This window comes from Luminiphilus sp. nBUS_16 (assembly GCF_051201645.1).
In the GTDB taxonomy this organism is placed as follows: domain Bacteria; phylum Pseudomonadota; class Gammaproteobacteria; order Pseudomonadales; family Halieaceae; genus Luminiphilus.
This window is the reverse complement of the sequence record NZ_CP179205.1, coordinates 2,100,072-2,121,518: the sequence shown is the minus strand read 5'-3', so window position 1 is coordinate 2,121,518 and position 21,447 is coordinate 2,100,072. Positions and strand designations below refer to the sequence as shown.

The following is a 21,447-nucleotide window of genomic DNA, read 5'->3' as shown; positions in this document are numbered from 1 at the left end:
TCGCGATGAACAAATTATTGGAGTTAAAGGATGGCAGCCCGCGTGTGGCATTGGTTACCGGTGGTGCTGGCGGGATAGGTTCTGCCACCGCTAAAGCTTTGGCGATGCATGGCGCAAAAGTCATGGTAACTGATGTTAATGAGGCGGCCTTGAGTAGCATTGTGGAGACGATCCATGGAAACGGTGGCTTAGCGATGGCGTCTTGTTTAGATGTGGGTGACCCCGATAGCTGGCAGCAAGTGAGGGAGCAGGTGCTCGATACTTGGGGACCGCTGTCAGTGCTGGTCAACAATGCAGGCATTGATGTCGTAAAGAGCGTTGCCGATACCACGCTGGCTGAATGGGACCGTTTATTCCGGGTAAATAGCACCGGTATGTTCCTCGGCACACAATGCTTCCTCGATGATCTCCATGCCGCTGGGCAAACCTCTGGTGTCCGCAGTTCTATCGTAAATATGTCGTCGATTTGCGGCAACGTAGGGGTAGCCTTTCAGAGTGCTTACTCCGCAACCAAGGGCGCGGTGCGCATGTTTACAAAAGCGGCGGCAGTCGAGTTTGGCGCGTTAGATTTGCAACTTCGTATTAATTCGATCCATCCGGGGACAGTAGACACGGCTTTTGCGGCACAGTGTTTAACCGAACTTGGTGAGGCGGGATTTGCTCCAAGCCCTGCTGAGGCCAGAGCCGCCATTCGAGCGGCCCACCCGATTGGTGATATGGCTCAGGGCGACGAAATTGCAGATGCCATTGTGTTTTTGGCGTCAGACCTTTCCCGATTTATGACGGGCTCTGAAATGTTGGTCGATGGTGGATACACCGCCCAGTAGTCGCAGGCAGAATTGAAATTCGCAGGCTTCTTTCTTGTACAAAACTAAAGTCTTGAGGTATGCCAAAGGGTTCGTGCAGGCCAAGAACAGTTTGCCCCCATCGTAGCCTCCGCAGTTACTGCTGAGGTACAACAATGGGTATCCGTTGCCATGGCATTTTTCCGCCTCGCACACTGGCACTGAGAAACTTAGCAGGCGTTCTCAAATTTTAAGATGAGCGGCGACATACAGTTTTTCTACGGTGGGCATCGCACCCCGCACTCTGTCTCTTTTTTGTTGCGCCCTTTGCTTTTTATTTAATAGATTTAGCATTGGGTAGATTCTATAAGCTATTGATAAAAAATGTTTAAAACTCCATTTTAGAAGGCTTTTTCCCTGATGCGTTTCACGGGTATTGCATCGCCCTGAGTCACTCTATAATATCCTTGTTATGCACAAGCAAGTCGTGCAACCGCAATAAACGTCTTATTGCCCCTACAGCTAAACTGAAAAAAATAACTAGGAGCTCGGTATGAAATTTCCCAATTCACCTAAGCACATCAACATTGCAAGGCGCTCACTACTCGCAGCAGCTGTAGCGGCAACGGTCGCTAGCTCAGTCGCTGTAGCTCAAGAGGAGAGTAGTGCCGGAGCTGCGGCCCTTGAAGAAGTTGTAGTCACTGGTACCAAGCGAGATATCAGCCAGCAAGACCTGCCGATTGCCGTCAGTACCATTACTGCTGAGCAGCTTAGCAAAACCTTTCAGAACTCCGTTACCGAACTTGCCCAATTTGCACCCAACGTTACCCTGACTCCGCAAAACGGTTTCAACGCTATCGCTGGTGGCATGCGAGGTACTGGCTTCATTTCAATTTTGGTGACGAAAGATCCCTCGGTGGGCATTACCGTCGATGACTTTGCCTTCAACCACGTGCAGTCGCAGTTCATCGAAGTGTTCGACATTGAGCAGGTAGAAATTTTCCGTGGCCCTCAAGGCACGCTGTTTGGCAAAAACACGACGGCCGGTGCTATTGCATTTACCACAGTAAAGCCCGATGTTGGCGGCGAAGTTGCGGGTAATGTCGAAGTGAACTTTGGTCGTTACGCGAGCAATGACAGTGATCTCAATAAATTTAAATTCGCGCTCAATGTGCCGTTAACCGACACCTTGGCGGCACGCATTTCGGTCATTCGGGATTATTCCGATGGCTACTACTCCAACACCAAGCCCATGGGCGGCACCTTCACTTGTTTTGTTTGTAGTGATGGTCTCTTCCCAACCCCCGGCAACCCCAGCACGGCCGAAATCAAAAGTACCTATCCGACAACGGGCGATGGCTCAGATATTGGCGGTAAAGATGTACTGGCAGGCAAGCTTAAGTTTCGCTGGGAGCCCTCAGATTGGTACGAGGCGGATTTGATTTTTGAATATCTGGACGACCAATCTGAAACCGTTGCGACGGCTAACGAGACTCCTGGAAATGAAGGTTACGTTTGGCCTTCGATTGGTTTTCCAGGGATCGAAGCCGCCGGCGTTGACAGCCCTTTTACAACGGGTCAGTCGTATACCCAGAACGCAATTATCAACATGAGTGGCGGTCACCAAGTTGAGGCATCAGGTATTTACCTAAATCAGGCATTCACTTTGGGTGACTATCAGTTGAAGTCGATTACGGGTATGCGAGATCAAGATGAGATCTTGGCGAGCACCTACACCGGCGAAGCCTACACCTCACTCTATGACGCCAGCCGCAATACCAAGCGAGAGCAATTCCAGCAGGAATTCCGTTTGGCTAGTCAGTTCGACGGCCCCTTTAACTGGGTCGGCGGCGTGGCTGCTTACCGCGATGATGTTGAGTTCATCGTATTCGGCAACTTGGGTTTTTTTGGTCCGTTAGCCGCGACCAATTTCTACGACAATCGTTACGAAGTTCAGGAGACTACGCAGGACCGTACCGCCTGGGCAGCCTATGTTGATGGGTCTTTTGATGTGACAGAGCAGCTGACCATCAGTGCCGGTGTGCGCTACACCGAAGACAAAAAAGACTTTCAGCGATTTAACTTAGGCACCGCAGATAACCCCGTGAGTAATATTATTGATCTTGATCAGTATCAGGGGCCCTACACCAACCCTCTGCCAGAGTCTGCTTTTGGCAACGTGCAGAAAAACTCGAAGACGTTTGACAAAGTGACCTACCGGTTGGTGGCGGATTATCGGTTTACCGATGAAATCATGGCCTACGCCAGTTTTGCGACGGGCTTTGTCGCCGGTGGTTTCTCGGAAACCTGCGGCTCTGCGTTTTCATGCTCGCCCTACGACAGTGAAGAAAACGAAAACTTCGAGGTGGGTTTGAAGTCCGACTTATTCGATGGAACGCTACGCCTGAATCTGGCTGCGTTTAATACCGAGTATGAAAACTTGCAGCGTGACACTGTGGTAACAATTCAGGACGCCGCAGGCAACACCTTCCAAGAGACGGTTTCGGTTAACGAGGGCACATCGACTGCCCGGGGTATTGAAGCTGAATTCCAGTGGGCCGTAACTGACAACTTCCGTCTCGATGGCATGATGGGCTACCTCGATCATGAATACGATGACTACCGACCGGGTATCAATCCAGCGGATCTCGGTTTGCCGGCGGGTGATGCGGTCAATCCAGATTTGTCGGGCCTGCGAGTGCCGTTTTCTCCAGAGTTGACCTACGCCTTGGGGGCAACCTTTTTTCAGGATCTCCGCAACGGTGCCACCCTTACGTATAACCTGAATATGCACTATCAGGACGATGCAGAAACCAGTCCGTTCCCCGCAAACTTCCAGGGCGCGGATGCCGGTGGTTCCCCCATTATTGTGCAGAAGGCCAATACGCAGATGGAGGAACGTACGCTGGTGAATGGCTACATTACCTACACGGGACCTAATGGTGGCGTTGAAGTTTCTGTTTACGGTAAAAACCTTGGCAATGAGACTTACCGCGTCGCTGCTAACCCTGTGGCAACCCTTTGGAACTTTACTCGCCACGGTGCGCCTCGTGAGTACGGTATTCAGATTGGCTATAACTTCTAAAATCCGAGTACAGTTGCAAGGGCCTGTGAGGGCCCTTTTTTTTCTTTTAAATTGTGATGAGGACTCGCCATGGATTACCACCTTGACGAACTGAGCCGTGCCTACCGGTTAATGAAGACCATTCGCGAGTTTGAGGAGCGAATACGATCTGAATATCAGCAGGGCAAGTTGCCGGGATTTATTCACATGTACCGCAACCAGGAGGCCATTGCTGTCGGCGCCTGTATCGACATGACGAATGATGACTACATCGCGAGTACGCACCGGGGTCATGGTCACTGTATTGCCAAGGGCTGTGAGCTTGAGGGAATGATGTTGGAGTTGGCGTGCAAGCAGGATGGCTTGTGTAACGGTAAAGGCGGCTCGATGCACATCGCTGACATGACAAAAGGCATGCTGGGTGCCAATGCGATTGTAGGGGGTGGGCCACCGATCGCAGCGGGTGCCGCACTGACAGCAAAAACACTGCAGACCGGTGGTGTTTCGATGGCGTTTATTGGCGACGGCGCGTCAGATCAAGGGACGGTGGCTGAGGCATTAAATCTGGCCGTTGTTTTGCAGTTACCCATGATTTTTATGTATGAAAACAATTTCTATGCGGAGTTCACCCGCAATCCGAAACCTGAAGGTCGTATTGCAGAGCGCGCTGGGGCGTTTGGTATGCCTTCCATTGTCGTTGATGGTTCCGACTTTTTTGCGGTGCACGCAGCTTGTCGTGAAGCGATTGAGCGCGGTCGCAATGGCGGCGGCCCCACGGCGATAGAAGCCGTGTCTGCTCGATATTATGGGCATTTCGAGGGAGACCCTCAGGCCTACCGCGATGACGCTGAGATGCGTGCTCAGCGTGAGGCGGGAGATCCTCTGCCACGCTTTTTGCAGGACTCTCGCACCGAAGGTTTGGATGCCAACGTCATTGCTGATATCGATCGGGAAATTTTTGCTGAACTTGATCGCACCGTAGAATTGGCCTTGGCTGCGGCTGACCCAACACCGGAGAAGCTCTACACCGATGTCTATGTCAACTATGAGGGGAGAGCGATGCAATGAAAATGTCGATTCGAGAAGCCATTAATTTGACGCTCCATGAGGAAATGGCTAGGGATAGTCGTGTGGTCGTTATGGGCGAGGATGTTGCCAGCGGTCAAGGCGGCGTTTATGGCGTTACGGCAGGTTTGCCTGAAAAATTTGGGGTCGCTAGAGTTATTGACACTCCCATCACCGAAAGTGCCATTGTTGGTGCTGCGGGTGGTGCTGCACTAACCGGATTGCGACCCGTAGCAGAGCTGATGTTTGTGGATTTTTTGGGCGTCTGCCTTGATCAGTTACTCAATCAAATTGCAAAATTTCGGTATATGTTTGGTGGGCAAGCGCGCACGCCGCTGGTGATAAGAACCATGATTGGCGCGGGCGAGGGCACCGGACCCCAGCACTCACAAATTTTGTATCCCATGCTCGCGGCAATACCGGGTATCAAAGTGGTCACACCTTCCAATGCTGCAGATGCGAAAGGATTGCTCGCTGAGGCCATTCGGCAGGATGATCCGGTGGTGTTTTGCGAGCACAAAGCACTTTACATGGATGAATGTGAGGTGCCTGAAGGGGATTATGTGATTCCCTTTGGTAAGGCCAGAACAGTCGTAGAGGGCACGGACATTACCTTGTGTGGTTTGTCACGCATGGCGGTGTTAGCGGAGCAGGCGGCAGCAGAGTTGGCGGCGGAGGGTATCAGTGCTGAGGTAATTGACCCGCGTACGCTGTCGCCGTTGGATGAGGAGTCTATTCTTGCTAGCGTGTCAAAGACCGGACGGTTGGTTGTGGTGGATGAATCTAATCCGCTGTGCAGCATGGCGAGCGAGATTTCCGGTATGGTGGCGGAGTTCGGGTTTGATTACCTCGATGCGCCTGTACAGCGTGTTACGGCACCCCATACCCCCGTTCCAGCAACCCCCTGCCTTGAGAAAGAATATGTTCCCAGCGTTGCTGACATTGTTCGTGCGGCAAAGAAGGCGTTGGCGTACTAAGCAAATAAAGCGTTGTTGTTAGAGGGGTACTGGTAATGAAAGTTTTGTGGACGTGGTTGATGGCCATGACGCTCTTTGGAATGGCTTCAGTAAGCCTTGCCGTTGGGGTTGTTGAAAATAGCGCAGTTGCCGATACGTCGCTCAAAGAAGCGGCATCGGGCGCCAGCTTGTTTCAAACCAATTGTCTGCATTGTCACAACGGTTCAGTCCCCAAAGCACCCCATGCGATCAGTTTCAATATGATGTCCACCACCAGTATTCTCTCCGCAATATCTGACGGAGTCATGCGTCAGCAGGCGGCGCATTTGTCTGAAGAAGAGCGTGTTCTGATCGCTCAGCATCTCAGCGAAGCAGCAGAAACGGTCTCCATAGAGGTAAAGGCCTGCGACAAAGATTTCACGCCGGCTCTGGCCAATAATGATCCGAGTTGGAGTGGTTGGGGTGGGGGAATTAGAAATCAGCGTTTTCAAGATGCAGAGTCAGCAGGGCTTAGCCAAAGCACGGTAGATGATTTGGAGCTCAAGTGGGCCTTTGCCTATTCAGGAGCGACTCGGGCACGTTCACAACCCCTAGTACATGGCAACACGGTATTTGTGGGCTCTCAAAAGGGCACAGTCTATGCCTTGGATCTGACCAGCGGCTGTGCACATTGGCAGTACGAAGCCGGGGCTGAGGTTCGTAATGGCATCACGGTAGCGAGGTTGGAAAACCAGCCCGACCCTGTCCTGTTTTTTGGTGATTTTGAAGCGCAGGTCCATGCAATTTCAGCTCGAACCGGCGCTGCTTTGTGGCGCAGGTCGGTGGCGACTCATGCTGACGCCACGATTACAGGGTCTGTTAAGTATCACGAAGAGCGACTCTATGTACCCATATCTTCCTCTGAATGGGCAACAGCAGCCGACCCTGGCTATGCCTGTTGCACGTTCCGCGGGAGCGTTGCGGCTCTGAATGCCAATGACGGCAGTTTATTTTGGAACAGTTTTGTTATTCCGACAGCGCCGGGCGAAACCGGCGAAATCAATCCGGCGGGAGCGAAGCGCATGGCACCTGCGGGTGCCCCAGTTTGGAATTCACCAACAATTGATGCCGAGCGAGGGCTGCTCTACGTCGGTACCGGAGAGGGGTATACCTCTCCAGCTGTATCGACAAGTGATGCTGTTGTCGCGATGCGTTTAGATGAAGGCGGTATCGTTTGGTCCCAACAACTTTTGGCAGGGGACGCCTGGAATATGGCCTGCTTTATCGGTGGCGGTGGTAATTGTCCGCAAGAGAATGGTCCGGATCTAGACATTGGCGCTGCGACAATTCTATGGCAGGGCGAAACGCGGGACTTGCTGTTTGTTGGGCAAAAAAGCGGTGATGTTTACGCCCTCGATCCGAATGCGGGAGGGCAAGCTGTTTGGCATAAAAAACTAGGTCGAGGGGGTTATGCTGGGGGCGTCCACTGGGGTATGACGGCAAATCAAGATGCGCTGTTTGTTCCTATCGCAGACACTCATTTCCCGGGCCTCCCCAACGACCCTGCCTTTCCGGGACTGCACGCTCTTGATCCTTTGACGGGTGCGGTTCGGTGGTACGCGCCAGCTCTGGATGAGTGCCCAGAAAATAAGAAGCCGGCTTGCGATCCTGGCTTGTCAGCAGCGGCAACAAGCTCGAATCAATTGATATTTGCAGGAGGGTTCGATGGTCTTTTGCGCGCCTATGACGCAGCTTCTGGTGAGGTGCTCTGGAAATACAATTCTCTGGGGGAGTTTGACACCGTATCGGGAGAGCTGGGTCGCGGTGGGTCGATCGAATCAGATGGCCCCGTCGTTGCTAATGGGCACTTACTGGTGAACTCGGGGTACCAGTTTGGCAGTCGTATGCCGGGCAACGTCTTATTGGTGTTTGGCCTGAAGTCCACCGAAGTAGCTGAGGGGTTAGTGCGTGAGTAAGCAGTTTGAAGCAGTGACAATTCCAAAATGGGGTATTGAGATGACCCATGGGAGGATTGTCGATTGGCGCTATAGCGAGGGTGAGCAAATCGCCGCTGGAGCCGAGCTTGTAGATATCGAGACCGACAAAATAGTAAATAGTTTTGAGGCACGAGTGTCGGGATCTTTGGCGAAAATTCTTGTGCCTGAGGGCGAGGAGTTGCCAGTGGGCACCCTTATTGGGGTGCTGGCAATAACAGATTTTCAGCAGGCAGAGCTGGAAGCGTTTATCGCCACGCATAATCTGGTAGAGGCAAGGAACCCAGAGCCTGCCTCGAGGGTTGAGGCGCCTGCCCGGGCGGAAGTCACTGCCCCTGTGAAGATTAGTCCAGCACTGAAGCGCAAGCTTGAAAAGGCGGGGCTGTCTACTGGAGATGTGACTGGCACGGGGCCTAATGGACGTATTCTGAAAGAGGATGTTGATAGAGCCCTTGCACATACCGAAGCCGATTCAGTGAGTGGTACCACAACACTGTCTGCAACACAGGGCCGCATCGCCCAAGCCTTGGTGGGTGCGCAGAACTCGGTACCACTATTTCACATTCAACGGCGTCTCAACGTGGGGCCCGCTATTACAGCCTTAAAGCGCGAAAATCCCAATTTGAAGAGTGCGATAACGCTTCTGTTGCTTACTGGGCTACGCGCTGCGCTGGCGCGACATCCTGAGTTAAATGTTCAGTTTGAGGGCGACACAGTCCGTGCTGTCCCAACTTTCAATGTTGCTCTGGCCGTCTCGCGGGCTGATGGCGCGGTGTCTGCTCCAGTAGTTGGTGACGTGCCGGGGGAAGCCGTAACGCAGTTGGCGCAGCGGGTTGCCGAGATGGTGGACAGGGCTCGCCAAGGCAAGCTGACAGCTTCAGATCATTTGCCAGCAGCGATTACGATTAGCAATTTGGGGATGTACGATGTCGCGGCTTTTACGGCTATGGTGACGCCACCTCAGGTAATGGTGCTCTCTGTCGGCAGGGTTCAAATACAGCCCGTGTGGAACGACGACTCGCAGGCTTTTGAACCACAAGAGTGCCTAGATATTACGCTGGGATGTGATCATCGCTGGGTAAATGGTGCGCAAGGCGCTCAGTTTTTGAAGACGTTGGCCGATACTGTGCAGGTCGGATCGTCGCAGTAGTCACTGAGATATTACGAGGGTATCGATGAAAAAGAAGCCTGCTGCCATTGTCGCTTTAGTTTGCGCGTTGGCTTTTTTGTCACACTTTGCGTTTAGTCAAAATGCTGATTGGCCACTGCCCGGTGGCCAGCCAGGCGGGGGCCATTTCAGCAGTGCGGCCACTATCACACCTGACAACGTGAAACAGTTGAAGGTAGCGTGGACGCACCGCTCTGGAGATTTTCGCAAAGGCACAAATTTTCGCGATGGATTAAAGGCCGAGGTTCCTTTGCAATCCTCTTGGCAGGCGACACCGATACTCGCCGGCGATAATCTTGTGATCTGCACGCCCTTTAATCGGATCATAGCGGTCAATGCTGCAACCGGTGAACAGCAGTGGAGTTATACCCCCGACATTAATTTAGCTGACTATGCTATGCCGCGCTGCAGAGGCGTGACGCAGTGGCAGCATCCAGAGCAAGCAGAAAATCAAACCTGTCACAGTATTATTGTTGCGCCGCTGATGAACGCGAAGGTCATCGGGCTAGATGCCTTTACGGGACAGCGCTGCCATTTTGGTGCTGTAGCTGAGATAAATTTACGTGAGGGTCTGCGCCCTCATGCGCCGGGGGACTACACACTCAATACACCCCCAGCGATTTTGGGTAGCCTTCTGATTACAGGTGCAGCTATTGCCGACAATATTTCAACGGATGTTCCCAGTGGTGTCGTGCGGGCCTACAGCTTGCTTAACGGACAGTTGATCTGGGATTGGGAGCCAGTTCCTCCCTCGGGTAGCAGCGACAACTCACAATTTGAGGCAGGTCGCCAGTCGGCTTCAGGTGGCGCCATTGCCAACATTGATGCCCAGCAGCCCTCAGAAGAACAGGGCGACCAATACCAGCCCGGCACCAGTAACGTTTGGTCTTTTATTTCTGTCGACGAGACGCTTAACCGGGTATACGTGCCCACAGGCAATACCTCTCCCGACTATTATGGAGGGCACAGAGAGGGCTCTGATTACTATTCCAGTGCGGTCGTCGCCCTCTCGGGTGATACGGGTGAAGTTGTTTGGCACTACCAGACCGTTCATCACGATATCTGGGATTTCGACGTACCGTCGCAGCCTACTTTGTTTGACGTGACCACTGATGGGGGCGTGATTCATGGCTTGGCGCAAACCACGAAACAAGGGTACGTTTTTCTGCTGGATCGTGTCACAGGGAAGCCCCTCTTCCCGGTCATTGAGCAGCCAGTCCCCCAGGGCACTGTGGCCGGAGATTACACAGCGGCCACTCAACCTATTCCTAGCAAACCGCGCTCCCTGTTGGATCTACCAGGTGATCAGGACGATGTATGGGGGCTGACCCTGTGGGACCGCAAGGCCTGCGCCAATGTGTTGGAAGGGTTGCGCTACGAGGGGCCGTTCACTCCAGCGTCTCTTGAGGGCTCTTTGCATATGCCCAGTGCATTCGGAGGACAAAATTGGGGTGGTCCCGGACTAGATCCCAATCGAAATATTCTTGTGGTTAACACTCAGCATGTTGGCACCATTGTGCAATTATTGCCGAGAGAGGAATGCGGTCCTGACGCCGACCCAGAGCCCGTTGCCCATGGACACTTTCTGGAGGAGCCTTCAGAGGGTACTCCCTACTGCAATCGACGCTGGCTGGGATTTGTCTCGCCCTTGGGCGCCCCCTGCACACCGCCACCCTGGGGAACCCTCGCCGGCATTGATCTCGTCACGGGTGAGGTGCAGTGGCAAGTGCCTTTGGGCACGTCTCGCGATATGGCACCTTTTCCATTTTGGTATATCAAGGGTTCGCCAAACATTGGAGGTCCCGTAACGACCGCATCGGGCCTAACCTTTATCGCAGCGACTACTGATCGCTATTTGCGCGCCTTTGCTACCGAAACCGGCAGCGAACTCTGGAAGGGACGACTGCCAACAACGGCTCATGGGTTGCCGATCACTTATGAATTGTCGAACGGAGAGCAATATGTTGTTGTTGCCGCCGGAGGCCACGCCGCATTGGGAACGCCCCCGGGTGATCATCTAATCGCATTCTCACTACCCCCAAAAAGGAAATAAAGTGAATCAGAAGGGAATCAGTACCTCTGAAGACGGCGATATTCTCGCTGACACCACCGAGATGGACTGGCTCGATGTAGGCGGCGGCACGCACTTCAAAGTGCTGCGGCTGTGTGAGCAAACAGGTCAATGGGCGCTCTACGTGCATATGGCTCCTGGGGCACGCTTTCAAGCGCATCGTCATGAGGGCACGGGTCAGTTTTTTGTGACTAAAGGTGAGCTCATTTACGACGCTGGTCGAGCCAAACCCGGCACCTATGGTTTTGAACCTATTTTTGCCACACATGTTGACGCACACTGTGTCGAGGAAACCGAAATGTTGTTTCTGGGGGAGGGTGCGGTGACCTACTTTAAGGAAGATGGCAGCATTGACTATGTGTTCAACGCTCGCACGCTGGGCGAAGCCTTAGCCCAGCAAGCGAAAGGTTTATAGGGATACTGGTGTATCGGCTGAAAGCTTGACGGTTTCACCAAAAGGTTTTGAGAAGCCCTTTGGTAGATCTTCTGTCATGTCTAAGACGGCGGCCAAGCGCCCCATACCCACATAAAGAGCACAGTGCATAAGTAGCTCAATGACTTCTGCTTCCGTGAACTGCGCTTTTAGCTGTTCAAAAAAACCTTCGTCGATGGCCAGGTGTTGTGTCGCAAATCGATCGCCGAGCTCGATAGCCAGTTGTTCTGGCTTTGAAAGGCTGTCTGGAATGTCGGGTTGTTCTAGGGCGCAAGCCGTGGCTTCGTCGAAACTGCCTTCTGCGGCTGAGTAACGAATGGCCATGCAGCTGCGGCATTGGTTGTGAAACGCAATGCGTAAACGCATCAGCTCAATGAGCCTTTCGGGCAAGGTTCTGTTGACTCCCAAGGCAGCTCCGAATTGAAGTGGTCCCATGGCGGCTTCGGGCGCATGAGCCAGCATTCGCGTAATTCCTAGGGCTATATCGCTGGCGGTATCAGCTTGAACGAAATCTCGGAGTTCTTGGGGCCATTCGTCAGTGGGTACAAAGCTTAATCTGCTCATTGTTTATCTCGATATCAGTTAGTGTTCAGATAAAAGCGGCGAGTACCTAAACCCGCCTCAAGGTCATTTTGCTTAGCGTCGTAGCCATGCGCGCAATCTGAGCTCGAGGTTTTTCTCAGATAAACGCAGTACAGCTAACGGATCAACTTACCAATAATTTCGAGCCAGCGTTGGGAATTATTGTAAACGCCCGTGGGCATAAATTTATCAGTTCCACTGACTAGCTTCAGCCCTGAGACGCAGACTCCACGCGCGAGATTTACGAGGGTCACTAACCCTTGATTCCAGAGCCTAGAGCCTTGAGGACAGAAGCGGCCGACAATATTCCCCAGCTAAAGTTGTGTCGATTAATGCGTTGTCGCATCTCAGGGGAACCCTGTGAAACACCGAGGTAGGGGGGGGGTTTTAGGCGGTTTGACGAAAAACTTTGCTGCGGATGACATGCTCGGTTGACGAGAGGCGGTTTTTTGGCGATAACAGAAGGAGCGTCGAAATTGCTGATGCCCCATACTAATAACGAGGCCTGCCCATTATGACAACAGCGAACATTTCCCAGAAAAAACCCGCATTCAAAATGGCTCCTTTGGCAACGGCGACCGTACCTGCGCTGCTGGCTTTTGCTACGCCAATTGCTGCGCAAGATGAAGCCAGGCTTGAGGAAGTATTGGTGACGGCTACGCGTCGAGCCGAGACGGATATTCAGTCAACGCCCATTGCGGTGACCCAGATCAGCGCAGAACAAATACAACGGGCGGTGCCTCGAGACTTGTTGGACGTTGCGATATTCGCCCCCAACGTGGTGGCGGGCAAACAACCGGGCTTTAATTCAGCAAACTTTGCGATCCGAGGTGTGGGTCAAAATGGCATTATTTTGTATTACGAAAACCAAGTCGGTGTCATCGTCGATGACTTTGTCATTCCTCATATCCAAACCGCCAATATTGAAATGCTCGATATCGCCAGTGTTGAAATTTTGAGGGGCCCTCAAGGCACGCTGTTTGGCAAAAACACCACCGGGGGCGCCATCAACGTAAAAACAAATCGCCCCGAATTTGATCAAAGCTCGCTGGAAGTGCGAGGGCAGGTCGCTGAGTATGGACGTTACGAGGGCCAGGGGATTCTTAATCTAGCGATTAGCGAGAATTTGGCGTTTAGAGCCGCTGGTGTCTACATGAAGTCCGACGGCTGGTACTCCAATAGCGCGGCTTACGGCCCGGTTACAGACTTTGGTGTGGGCTTCCCATTGGCGGGAGCCACAGGGCAAGGGGACGGCGCTGATGTGGGTGGAGACGATGTATTTAGCGGGCGTTTTAAGCTGCGATGGCAGCCCACCGATGCGCTAGATATTAACTTGGCCTACGAGATGGTGCGGGACGACAGTGATGCGCCTCCGTCTTACAATAATACGCCACCTAATTCCGGTTATCTCTGGAATACCCTAGGGTTTACTAAGGATGCCGGTGACCCCCTGGATAATGCGGCGATCACCAATCGCAATGACGTGTTGCTGAATATGGAGGCGGGCCATCAAATCGATGTCGATGGTTATTACTTAAATGTCGACTGGGACCTTAGCAGCGATTACAAGGTGAGTGCTTTTGCGGGTTACCGTGAGACAGATTCGCAGCTTCCCAGCACTTACACCGGTGAGGTCGGTCCGGTTTCGTTGTTTGATGCTAACCGTCAGGATGTCCGTGAAACGACACAGCTAGAGTTGCGTGTTGCGTCTGATTTAGATGGTGCTTTTAATTGGGTAGGTGGTGTCTTTTACCAACAGGATGACACGATATTTACAGTTGCACAGGTACTGGGCTTTGTAGATATGACCATTCCCTCGGCTCTGGCCTTCGGTGACCCCTTTTACTTCAACAACAACCCACAGGTGCTTTCTAACGGGCAGGATGCCTCGGCTGAGGCAGTGTATTTGGATGGCACCTTTGATCTTACAGAGAAGCTGACTTTGGGCGCGGGCGTCCGCTACACCCACGAGAAGAAAAAGTGGAAAGGGCGAAACCAAGTGTTCACCCAAGCCTTGACTGGAGGCTTCGATCCGACACTGACCTGGCAGGTTCTTGGGGAGCCCATCGCCGCAGCAGACTTTGCCAAGTACCCTGCGGGGGTAGTGGAAGATGAAGAGAGCTGGAGTGAACCCACCTGGCGTTTAAATCTGGGCTATCAAGCTACCGATGACCTTTACACTTATGCCACTTATTCACGGGGCTTTAAAAGTGGTGGTTATAACGATCAGACCGGCACCAGTGGCAACCCCATCGAGCCACTACAGGCACGCCCGACGGATCCAGAAATTGCGGATTCATTTGAGCTTGGGCTGCGCTCGGAGTTCCTTGATAACCGGTTGCGTCTGAACCTTACGGGGTTCTATGTCACCTACGATGATTCCCAGCAACAACTGCTGGCCCGAATTACGGCAGACCGAGACGGCGATGGTATCGATGAAAGTGAGTTTCAAGAGACGCGCTACTTCAATGCCGCAGAGATTGAGGTCACTGGCTTGGAGGTTGAAGCAGCGTGGCTATTAACTGATAACCTCACTGTCATGGGAAGTCTTGGCACCCTCGATGCTGAATTTAAGTCGTTCGTGGCAGACACGAATTTCGACGGCACCATCGACACCGACTTAACAGGGAGCCCCGTAGCGCGGGCGCCAGAAACTACTTGGAACTTAGATTTTCTCTATAACCTGCCGATAGCCGGGGGGTATCTCGATCTGGCATTAAATGTTAACTACGAAGATGAGGCCGTTTACGCTTATACCTCTGTTCCAGGTTCTGATAATGGTCTCACCGATGAGCGCACCTTGGTGAATGCCTCGGCAACGTACACCGCTCAAGATGGGCGTTGGTGGGTGCGGCTATACGGCAAAAACCTCACGGATAAGCGATATCGTGTAGGTGACCTGCCAGTGGCTAATCTGTGGATGATGTCGTTCTACGGTGAGCCCGAGACGATCGGAATTGAAGGCGGTATGCGCTTGAACTGGTAAGGCGTGTTTGTGATCAGAGGGCCGGGGTACTCGTGCCCTCTGTGAAGATGGCGCCGCGAGGTTTTATAAAAAGGGCGCTCGCTGAAGCCGTCACCTGACCCTGGTGGCTCAGCTCAGCCTCGACTTGCATCTTGCGATCAGACAATGGCGTGAGAATCGCTACAAGGTCTAACTCGCAATTGAGAGGTGTTGGCCGCCGGTAGCGAATATCGAGACCCCCCGTCATGCCTGCGTTGCCTGCTCGGACTTGGGCCATGCCCATAAAATGATCGAGAATCGCGGCCACCCAGCCACCATGCACGTGGTTGGGTGGGCCTTCATAGGACCAATTAAAAGTAACGGTGCCGTAAACCTTGTCCCCGTCAAACCAGTGCCGTAATCCGGGTGACATAGGATGGCTGGTTCCTCCCACACACAACATTTCGTGATTGGCCATGGGATAGCTGCCATAGGCATTGGCGTGGGCAATAACCCCTTTCAGTTGCCTTTGATCTTTGAGCTGGGCGGTAATGGTGTCGATACTTTCTGCAATGGTGCTAGCCATCGTTGGGTCGGTGTCACTGGTGATTGCAGCTTCAATTAACGCGTTCACGGCAGTGGCAATTTTCCGGCGGGCCGTCCAATACGCACTATGACCTTCATCAATATCCTCGGTGATAAAAGGCGAGGTAAAGCTTTTATCCATTACGCTACGATCTCGAGTGCGCGAAGCTGTTCGCGCCATTGCCACAACTCCTGAGTCAGTAAGTCGGGCACTTCGAGTGCAGAGAAGTGTCCACCTTTAGCTATTTTATCGTTGAAGTAATGCAAGTTGAGAAATTTTTTACGGGCCCAGCGTTCGCTGGATCGAAAGATTTCGTTGGGAAAAAGAGAAATGGCAGACGACAACTCGATCTCTGCCATGTCAGGGTTATTAAAACTTTCCCAATACAAGCGCGCAGAGCTCGCCCCCGAATTAGTCAGCCAATAAAGCATGACGGTGTCCAGTAACTCATCACGGGGGATGGCGTTCTCAGGATGCCGCAAACCATTGACTTCGCAGTCGCACCATTGGGCATATTTTTCGATAATCCACGCCATTTGCCCGGTAGGAGAGTCTGCCAGACCATAGCCCAAGGTCTGTGGGCGGGTGCTCTGTTGTTTCGAATACCCGGAGTCCCAGTCTTGATAAAAATTAAACGCCTCAAGTGCCTGCACTTCCTCGGGCAGCAGCGACTCGAGTGTTTCCGGGTCCGGAGCAACTACGGGTAGGGTGATGTGAATGCCCGCACAGGTCGTATCCGGCGCTACAGCTACAGCCTGAGTCACCAGCGAGCCCCAATCACCCCCATGTGCAAGAAACCTCTCATGCCCCAAACGTTTCATAAGGGCGATCCACAGATCGGCAATCTTCTGTACGGTTGTCCCCGGCGCACGAGGCTTGGCTGAAAAACCATAGCCGGGTAAGGCCGGCGCCACGACATGAAAGGCGTTTTCTGCCCTACCGCCATATTCGGTGGGATTGCTCAGTCGGTCAATAACGTGTCTAAATTCAAGCACTGAACCGGGCCACCCATGGGTAAGCAGCAGTGGCGTCGCATCGCTATGGGGCGATCGCTGATAGATAAAGTGAATATCTAAACCCTCGATTTCAATGAGAAAATTGGGCCACTGATTGAGGGTCCCACAGACTCGTCCCATATCGTACTCAGCAGACCAGTAATCAGTCAGTTCTCTCACATAGGCAAGGGGAATACCTTGGCTCCAGTCTTCAACGGTTTCTTCATCGGGGTAGCGGGTGAGTTTCAAGCGCTGTTGTAGATCAGCAATTGCCTCATCGGCAATGGCGGGCTCGAATGGAGTGATAGGTGATTCCATAAAAAACTCTCAACTGGCGGTTCGTGAGGTCCAGCTTATCCGCAGTCGCGGGTCCAGACCAGCGCTTGCCGAGGGCGTTTGGCCTTTCCCGGCGTAATGGCGTCACAGACCAAGCTGTGTCTTCTATTGAGGTAGCGTTTGGTGTTACGCGTTTAAGTTTCCAAGACGCTATCGATTTGTGTATCGATAAAGGCCTCTAACTTGGCACGTTGGTTCGCAGATTCTTTTGTTTTGGTTAGCAGGTAGGGTGTGCGAGGTTCCCGATCTAGGAAAAGTTTACCAGTGACACTGCCGGCCTCCCTTGCTTTTGCCAGCCAGATGATAGTGTCCGCTCCCTCTTCAGACGTGCGAAGGATTCGTCGCGTGATACTTCGAAAAGTGGGTAAAGCTGAGGCCACCCCGGGGGTGTCAGCCCAGCCAGGATGCATTGCGTTGACGACGATTCCGTCTTCTCGCCATTGCTCGGCCCATAGTTCACTGAGCACGGTGAGAGCGCGTTTGGCGCGGGCATAAGCTTGAGCGCCGTTATATTTTGGCGGCGTCATGATAAGCCTTTCGCAGACTAACTTTTCGGTATACATACCCCCTGATACTACGTTGATCACTCGACCCGGTGAACTGCGGTTCTGTAGTAGGGGCAGCAGTTTTTGAGTCAGTAATGTCGGGCTTGCGAGCAATAGTGCGAAGCTTTGCTCTAGTCCCTCACTAGTCACTCCGTAGTCGTTGAAAAGTGCGCCTGCGTTATTGATGAGCACATCAATGGGTCTCTCTTTGGCGAGCAATCTATCGGATACCGCCCTGACGTCTGCCATCAAAGAAAGGTCGGCAATTTCAATCGCAATATCAGACCTCCCCGTCGCTGATTCCAAAGTTTCCAATAACCCTTCTCGGTTTGCGGGGTTACGGATAATCAGCGTTAAATCTGCACCAGCTTCAGCCAGTGCAATGCTGGTGGCGAGTCCCAGGCCACTGTTGGCGCCAGATATCACCACGTGTTGTCCATCAAGAAATTTTGAGTTGGGTTGTCTGTGGGGCACGCTTCTGCGGTAGCCCCATTTTGAAAACATGGCGACACCAGGTGCTACCCAGCGGTCTGCCCGTGCTGTGCAATCAGAGACTTCTGGTAATGAAGCAATATTATCGAGGGCATCTTTTAGCCCTCGCAGGCTCTCAGCCCCCATGGCACGCATCCCTGATTCGAGCTGATGCTCTAGGGCGCTGATTCCCCAGTGATATTGAAATTCAGCCTCGTAGCTGATCTGAGTTTGTGAGCCACTCTCGGTAAACGTTATGACGTCTCGAACGTCGAAAAAGCGACTTTTCCCCAGCAGAACTATCGATGCCCAGGGACAGTATTCAATGATTTCGTATTCCAGTCGTACTTTAGTGGGCCCAACGGCACAATGCACAACAAACCGTGACCCCAATCCTACTGGTCCCGGGGTACATTTAATGGCATTGAGGGCAGTCGCATCCCACTCTGCAACTGTTCGAAAATCAGAGACGTAGCGGAAGCAGTCTTTAAGGCTTCGCTGCACCGTTATCTCTTCGTGAAGTGTAATCATGGTCGTTTTGGAGCCGATGGGGTTGAGGGGGGTCTACGATCATCCTCGGCTAGTAGTTCACCGGGGGTTTATTCCTCGGACCAGACTGTTCGCAGCGCTTCACCGAAATCGTCGTATATCACGCGTTTTTTTGGCTGAGGCTTGTGTGCTCGCGACGGGCTACGTTTTGCTTGAGTTTTGCGGCGTTCATCAAGGGTAGCAACGACATCGTCGAGGGGAGTGCGCGATGTTCGCGGTTCGTTAAAAATGGGCGTGCGTAGTGGCGCCGCCCTCGATTCGAGCGCGGTCTCACCGGCCTGCACGTTGACGATTCGTCCACCCCCTGCGAGAAAAGTTTCAATGTCTCGATCTAGGTCGTTTCGTAAATCGGCTTTGTTGGCCTTCTGTTTGTAGATTTCGCGCTTCATAACAGCCCATTATAGCCGCCCCTGTGGCAGAGATCATGCGATAGCTGGGCTAATCATTGCCCGTCAGGTCGGTTTTTCTGGTTAAATGCCGTGTTTTCGGGAATGTTGTGGTGTCGGTGAAGCAGGTAACGGTGTGAAACAAGTATGAGGATGATTCGATCACTGCTGACATTTTTGTGGATTGCGATTTCAGTGATTCCAGTAGGGACATTTTTGCTGATTTTTTCGTTATTTGTCAGTGCTGAGCGCCTATGGTGGTGGTTTGCTCAGCCTTATCTTTCCGCTGCCATTTTTGCGGTACGCTGGATTGGTGGCGTCAAGTATCGCGTGCTGGGGCTTGAAAACTTACCTGACGTGGAAGACAACCAGCGCATTATTTTGTGTCCTAAACACCAGTCCACTTGGGAAACGTTTTTTATCCCGAGTATGACGCCGCATCCACTCGCCTATGTCTTCAAACGCGAGCTTCTATTGATACCTTTTTTTGGTTGGGCTATGGCTAGGCTGGATATGGTGCACATCGATCGCAGCGCCCGAAGCCAGGCCTGGAGCAAAGTGGCGGATTTAGGTGTCAAACTCATGGACAAGGGTAAATGGGTCATCATGTTTCCCGAGGGCACGCGGACGCACCGAGGACAACAGGGCGATTACAAGAACGGTGCTGCTCGCTTGGCGTTGGCGACAGGGGCAAAAATCATTCCGATTGCGGTGGCCTCAGGTCGATGTTGGCCAAGGAAAAGTTGGCGGTTCACTCCGGGCGTTATCGATGTGTCTATTGGCGCGCCCATAGACGCTATCGAGGGCGAGTCCCCCATAGATTTGATGGCGAAAGTTGAGGCTTGGATCGAGACAGAGATGCGGGTGATAGATCCTCTGGCTTATCCGCAGTCTCCGTGATTCAGACTTGTAGCCGTGACAAGCCGTTAGTTTCGGGATAACGCCGCAGGTATACTTAGGACACCCTCTCGATAAATAGCCCAGTGGTTTTTCTCGGCCACAGTTTTAAGGAGCAGTAAGTTATGACAATACAGACGCGTGAATTGGCCTATGAATCGGGCGGGGTCACTTTTAATAGCACGATGGCGTGGGACGATGCGCTTGGTCCAAGGCCCGCCGTCTTGGTGGCGCCGACGTGGGCTGGCTCTACCGACTTTGAGCGTGAGCAAGCGTTGCGGCTTGCTGATCTGGGTTATGTCGCTTTAGCTGTAGATATGTACGGTGGCGGCGCAGTGGGTGCCGACAAGGAGGAATGCACGGCACTGATGACGCCGGTGATGTCAGATCGGAGTGTATTGCAGGCGCGTATTGGTGCGGCAGTAGATGCCATTCGGGCACAGCCTGAGGCAGTCAACGAGCCTGTTGCTGCTATTGGCTTCTGTTTTGGCGGCCTCTGCGTTCTTGACCTAGCCCGTTCAAGGCAAGACATCGCTGGGGTGGTTTCTTTGCATGGACTGTTGCTGCCTGCGGATAACCTGCCAGAACCAAATCTGCAGGCTAAAGTGTTGGTGTTGCATGGCTACGACGATCCGATGGTCCCGCCCGATCAGTTAATAGCCTTTGCCACTGAGATGACGGCTACAGGCTGTGACTGGCAGCTACACGCCTATGGTCAAACTCTGCATGCTTTTACCAATCCTGAGGCCAATGACCCAGATTTTGGCACGGTCTACAGCGCAACGGCTAGTCGCCGGGCTTACCGAGCGCTGGATGATTTTTTAAGTGAGGTACTGTCCTGATGGGGCTGTATAGCAAATTTGTTGTGCCTCGGTTGGTGACCTGCGCCTGCGGCACAAAGCCTATTGTCCGTCAGCGGCAAAAAGTCGTTCCACAGGCTCAGGGGCGCATTTTAGAAATCGGTTTGGGCGCGGGGCACAATTTGCCACATTACGACCCTCAACAGGTAGAGCGTGTGATCGGTCTCGATCCCTGTGAGGAGTCCTGGCGGTTGGCCAAGCCTCGGGTTCGTGCCGTGCCGTTCGAGGTGGAGTTTAAGGCGGGTTCAGCTGAAGAAATTCCTGCTGAGGATGAAAGCTTTGATACGGTGTTGCTAACTTTCGCCCTGTGTACTATTCCTGATCCAGCTGCAGCAATAAAAGAGGCACGGCGCGTTCTACGGCCCTCCGGTAAGCTCGTGTTTTGCGAGCATGGCGAGGCCCCGGATGCGGGTGTAGCTCGGTGGCAGGCTCGCGTAAATCCAATTTGGAAGCGCTTGTTTGGCGGCTGTAACCTCAATCGCAAAATCGTCGATATTATTGACGGTAACGGTTTCCAATTAGACGACGTCGATCAAATGTATTTGCCGGGGACGCCGCGAGTCGCTGGTTTTAATGTGTGGGGTACGGCACGTCCTGATTAGCAGCCAGGCTGATGCTGTGGGGAGATTGCATTGCACCGCAGGTGTTGGTCGGTGGGGTTCTTCAACAACTGCCGGCATCAGAATATGTTTCTTTTATGAATAGGCGAGCGGTGTTTTTGATCTTTTTACAGCTGGTGCAGTCTCCAAACTTTAGGCTTGACGGTGGGTGGCACTGTCCA

General features: G+C 52.8%; 17 protein-coding genes. 12 read left to right on the top strand and 5 right to left on the bottom strand.

From position 1 onward, the window contains the following. The first annotated feature begins 5 nt into the window (after positions 1 to 5). From ACMAY6_RS09410 to ACMAY6_RS09375, 8 genes are all read left to right on the top strand, one after another. Positions 6 to 827: an SDR family NAD(P)-dependent oxidoreductase gene (locus tag ACMAY6_RS09410; RefSeq protein ID WP_435211273.1), complete on the top strand. Its 822-nt coding sequence runs from the start codon at positions 6 to 8 to the stop codon at positions 825 to 827. Between the two features lie 511 nt (positions 828 to 1,338). After that, positions 1,339 to 3,870, top strand: a complete 2,532-nt coding sequence (locus ACMAY6_RS09405; protein WP_435211272.1) for a TonB-dependent receptor — start codon at positions 1,339 to 1,341, stop codon at positions 3,868 to 3,870. Positions 3,871 to 3,939: 69 nt separating this feature from the next. Then, positions 3,940 to 4,917 (top strand): thiamine pyrophosphate-dependent dehydrogenase E1 component subunit alpha, encoded by a 978-nt coding sequence (locus ACMAY6_RS09400; RefSeq protein ID WP_435211270.1) that lies wholly within the window; start codon positions 3,940 to 3,942, stop codon positions 4,915 to 4,917. Beyond that, the gene (locus ACMAY6_RS09395) at positions 4,914 to 5,891 is read left to right on the top strand and encodes an alpha-ketoacid dehydrogenase subunit beta (RefSeq protein WP_435211268.1); all 978 of its coding nucleotides are present in this window, start codon (positions 4,914 to 4,916) and stop codon (positions 5,889 to 5,891) included. Before ACMAY6_RS09400 ends, ACMAY6_RS09395 begins: the two co-directional genes overlap by 4 nt. Before the next feature lie 35 nt (positions 5,892 to 5,926). Continuing rightward, positions 5,927 to 7,825 carry a PQQ-binding-like beta-propeller repeat protein gene (locus ACMAY6_RS09390; protein ID WP_435211266.1) on the top strand — a complete coding sequence of 633 codons (1,899 nt, stop codon included), beginning with the start codon at positions 5,927 to 5,929 and terminating at the stop codon, positions 7,823 to 7,825. Then, complete coding sequence (locus tag ACMAY6_RS09385) at positions 7,818 to 8,993, top strand: 2-oxo acid dehydrogenase subunit E2 (RefSeq protein WP_435211265.1); 1,176 nt, start codon at positions 7,818 to 7,820, stop codon at positions 8,991 to 8,993. Before ACMAY6_RS09390 ends, ACMAY6_RS09385 begins: the two co-directional genes overlap by 8 nt. 25 nt (positions 8,994 to 9,018) lie before the next feature. After that, positions 9,019 to 11,064 carry a pyrroloquinoline quinone-dependent dehydrogenase gene (locus tag ACMAY6_RS09380; RefSeq protein WP_435211263.1) on the top strand — a complete coding sequence of 682 codons (2,046 nt, stop codon included), beginning with the start codon at positions 9,019 to 9,021 and terminating at the stop codon, positions 11,062 to 11,064. 1 nt (position 11,065) lies between these two features. Beyond that, entirely contained in the window at positions 11,066 to 11,497 is a 432-nt protein-coding gene (locus tag ACMAY6_RS09375) for a cupin domain-containing protein (RefSeq protein WP_435211261.1), read from the top strand. Here ACMAY6_RS09375 and ACMAY6_RS09370 read toward each other — a convergent pair. Continuing rightward, positions 11,492 to 12,079 (bottom strand): carboxymuconolactone decarboxylase family protein, encoded by a 588-nt coding sequence (locus ACMAY6_RS09370; RefSeq protein WP_435211260.1) that lies wholly within the window; start codon positions 12,077 to 12,079, stop codon positions 11,492 to 11,494. The two genes, ACMAY6_RS09375 and ACMAY6_RS09370, sit on opposite strands and share 6 nt — an antisense overlap. A 532-nt stretch (positions 12,080 to 12,611) precedes the next feature. Between ACMAY6_RS09370 and ACMAY6_RS09365 the strand changes: the two genes are divergently transcribed. Continuing rightward, positions 12,612 to 15,083: a TonB-dependent receptor gene (locus tag ACMAY6_RS09365; protein ID WP_435211258.1), complete on the top strand. Its 2,472-nt coding sequence runs from the start codon at positions 12,612 to 12,614 to the stop codon at positions 15,081 to 15,083. Positions 15,084 to 15,096: 13 nt separating this feature from the next. On the opposite strand, the gene ACMAY6_RS09360 is transcribed toward ACMAY6_RS09365, so the two are convergent. The 4 genes from ACMAY6_RS09360 to ACMAY6_RS09345 all read right to left on the bottom strand — a co-directional run bounded on the left by ACMAY6_RS09360 (position 15,097) and on the right by ACMAY6_RS09345 (position 18,912). Beyond that, a complete protein-coding gene (locus ACMAY6_RS09360; RefSeq protein ID WP_435211257.1) occupies positions 15,097 to 15,807 on the bottom strand; it encodes a PaaI family thioesterase in 711 nt (236 codons plus the stop codon). Further along, a complete protein-coding gene (locus ACMAY6_RS09355) occupies positions 15,768 to 16,940 on the bottom strand; it encodes an epoxide hydrolase family protein (RefSeq protein ID WP_435211255.1) in 1,173 nt (390 codons plus the stop codon). The genes ACMAY6_RS09360 and ACMAY6_RS09355 overlap by 40 nt, the downstream gene beginning before the upstream one ends. 152 nt (positions 16,941 to 17,092) lie before the next feature. Next, positions 17,093 to 18,505, bottom strand: coding sequence for an SDR family NAD(P)-dependent oxidoreductase (locus tag ACMAY6_RS09350; protein ID WP_435211253.1), 1,413 nt, complete (start codon positions 18,503 to 18,505; stop codon positions 17,093 to 17,095). A gap of 68 nt (positions 18,506 to 18,573) precedes the next feature. Then, positions 18,574 to 18,912, bottom strand: a complete 339-nt coding sequence (locus ACMAY6_RS09345) for a hypothetical protein (RefSeq protein WP_435211251.1) — start codon at positions 18,910 to 18,912, stop codon at positions 18,574 to 18,576. Between the two features lie 144 nt (positions 18,913 to 19,056). Here ACMAY6_RS09345 and ACMAY6_RS09340 point away from each other — a divergent pair, with 144 nt between their 5' ends. From ACMAY6_RS09340 to ACMAY6_RS09330, 3 genes are all read left to right on the top strand, one after another. After that, positions 19,057 to 19,809, top strand: a complete 753-nt coding sequence (locus tag ACMAY6_RS09340; RefSeq protein WP_435211249.1) for a lysophospholipid acyltransferase family protein — start codon at positions 19,057 to 19,059, stop codon at positions 19,807 to 19,809. 122 nt (positions 19,810 to 19,931) lie between these two features. Further along, positions 19,932 to 20,648, top strand: coding sequence for a dienelactone hydrolase family protein (locus ACMAY6_RS09335; RefSeq protein WP_435211247.1), 717 nt, complete (start codon positions 19,932 to 19,934; stop codon positions 20,646 to 20,648). After that, on the top strand, positions 20,648 to 21,268 hold the full coding sequence (locus ACMAY6_RS09330) for a class I SAM-dependent methyltransferase (RefSeq protein WP_435211246.1): 621 nt from the start codon (positions 20,648 to 20,650) through the stop codon (positions 21,266 to 21,268). Before ACMAY6_RS09335 ends, ACMAY6_RS09330 begins: the two co-directional genes overlap by 1 nt. The last annotated feature ends 179 nt before the right edge of the window (positions 21,269 to 21,447 follow it).

Excerpts from the sequence above, each read along its gene's own strand:
- ACMAY6_RS09405 (WP_435211272.1), top strand. The coding sequence starts at position 1,339 with ATGAAATTTCCCAATTCACCTAAGCACATCAACATTGCAAGGCGCTCA.
- ACMAY6_RS09410 (WP_435211273.1), top strand. The coding sequence starts at position 6 with ATGAACAAATTATTGGAGTTAAAGGATGGCAGCCCGCGTGTGGCATTG.
- ACMAY6_RS09395 (WP_435211268.1), top strand. The coding sequence starts at position 4,914 with ATGAAAATGTCGATTCGAGAAGCCATTAATTTGACGCTCCATGAGGAA.
- ACMAY6_RS09380 (WP_435211263.1), top strand. The coding sequence starts at position 9,019 with ATGAAAAAGAAGCCTGCTGCCATTGTCGCTTTAGTTTGCGCGTTGGCT.
- ACMAY6_RS09335 (WP_435211247.1), top strand. The coding sequence starts at position 19,932 with ATGACAATACAGACGCGTGAATTGGCCTATGAATCGGGCGGGGTCACT.
- ACMAY6_RS09330 (WP_435211246.1), top strand. The coding sequence starts at position 20,648 with ATGGGGCTGTATAGCAAATTTGTTGTGCCTCGGTTGGTGACCTGCGCC.
- ACMAY6_RS09365 (WP_435211258.1), top strand. The coding sequence starts at position 12,612 with ATGACAACAGCGAACATTTCCCAGAAAAAACCCGCATTCAAAATGGCT.
- ACMAY6_RS09370 (WP_435211260.1), bottom strand. The coding sequence starts at position 12,079 with ATGAGCAGATTAAGCTTTGTACCCACTGACGAATGGCCCCAAGAACTC.
- ACMAY6_RS09355 (WP_435211255.1), bottom strand. The coding sequence starts at position 16,940 with ATGGAATCACCTATCACTCCATTCGAGCCCGCCATTGCCGATGAGGCA.
- ACMAY6_RS09340 (WP_435211249.1), top strand. The coding sequence starts at position 19,057 with ATGAGGATGATTCGATCACTGCTGACATTTTTGTGGATTGCGATTTCA.
- ACMAY6_RS09345 (WP_435211251.1), bottom strand. The coding sequence starts at position 18,912 with ATGAAGCGCGAAATCTACAAACAGAAGGCCAACAAAGCCGATTTACGA.
- ACMAY6_RS09400 (WP_435211270.1), top strand. The coding sequence starts at position 3,940 with ATGGATTACCACCTTGACGAACTGAGCCGTGCCTACCGGTTAATGAAG.
- ACMAY6_RS09360 (WP_435211257.1), bottom strand. The coding sequence starts at position 15,807 with ATGGCGCGAACAGCTTCGCGCACTCGAGATCGTAGCGTAATGGATAAA.
- ACMAY6_RS09390 (WP_435211266.1), top strand. The coding sequence starts at position 5,927 with ATGAAAGTTTTGTGGACGTGGTTGATGGCCATGACGCTCTTTGGAATG.
- ACMAY6_RS09350 (WP_435211253.1), bottom strand. The coding sequence starts at position 18,505 with ATGATTACACTTCACGAAGAGATAACGGTGCAGCGAAGCCTTAAAGAC.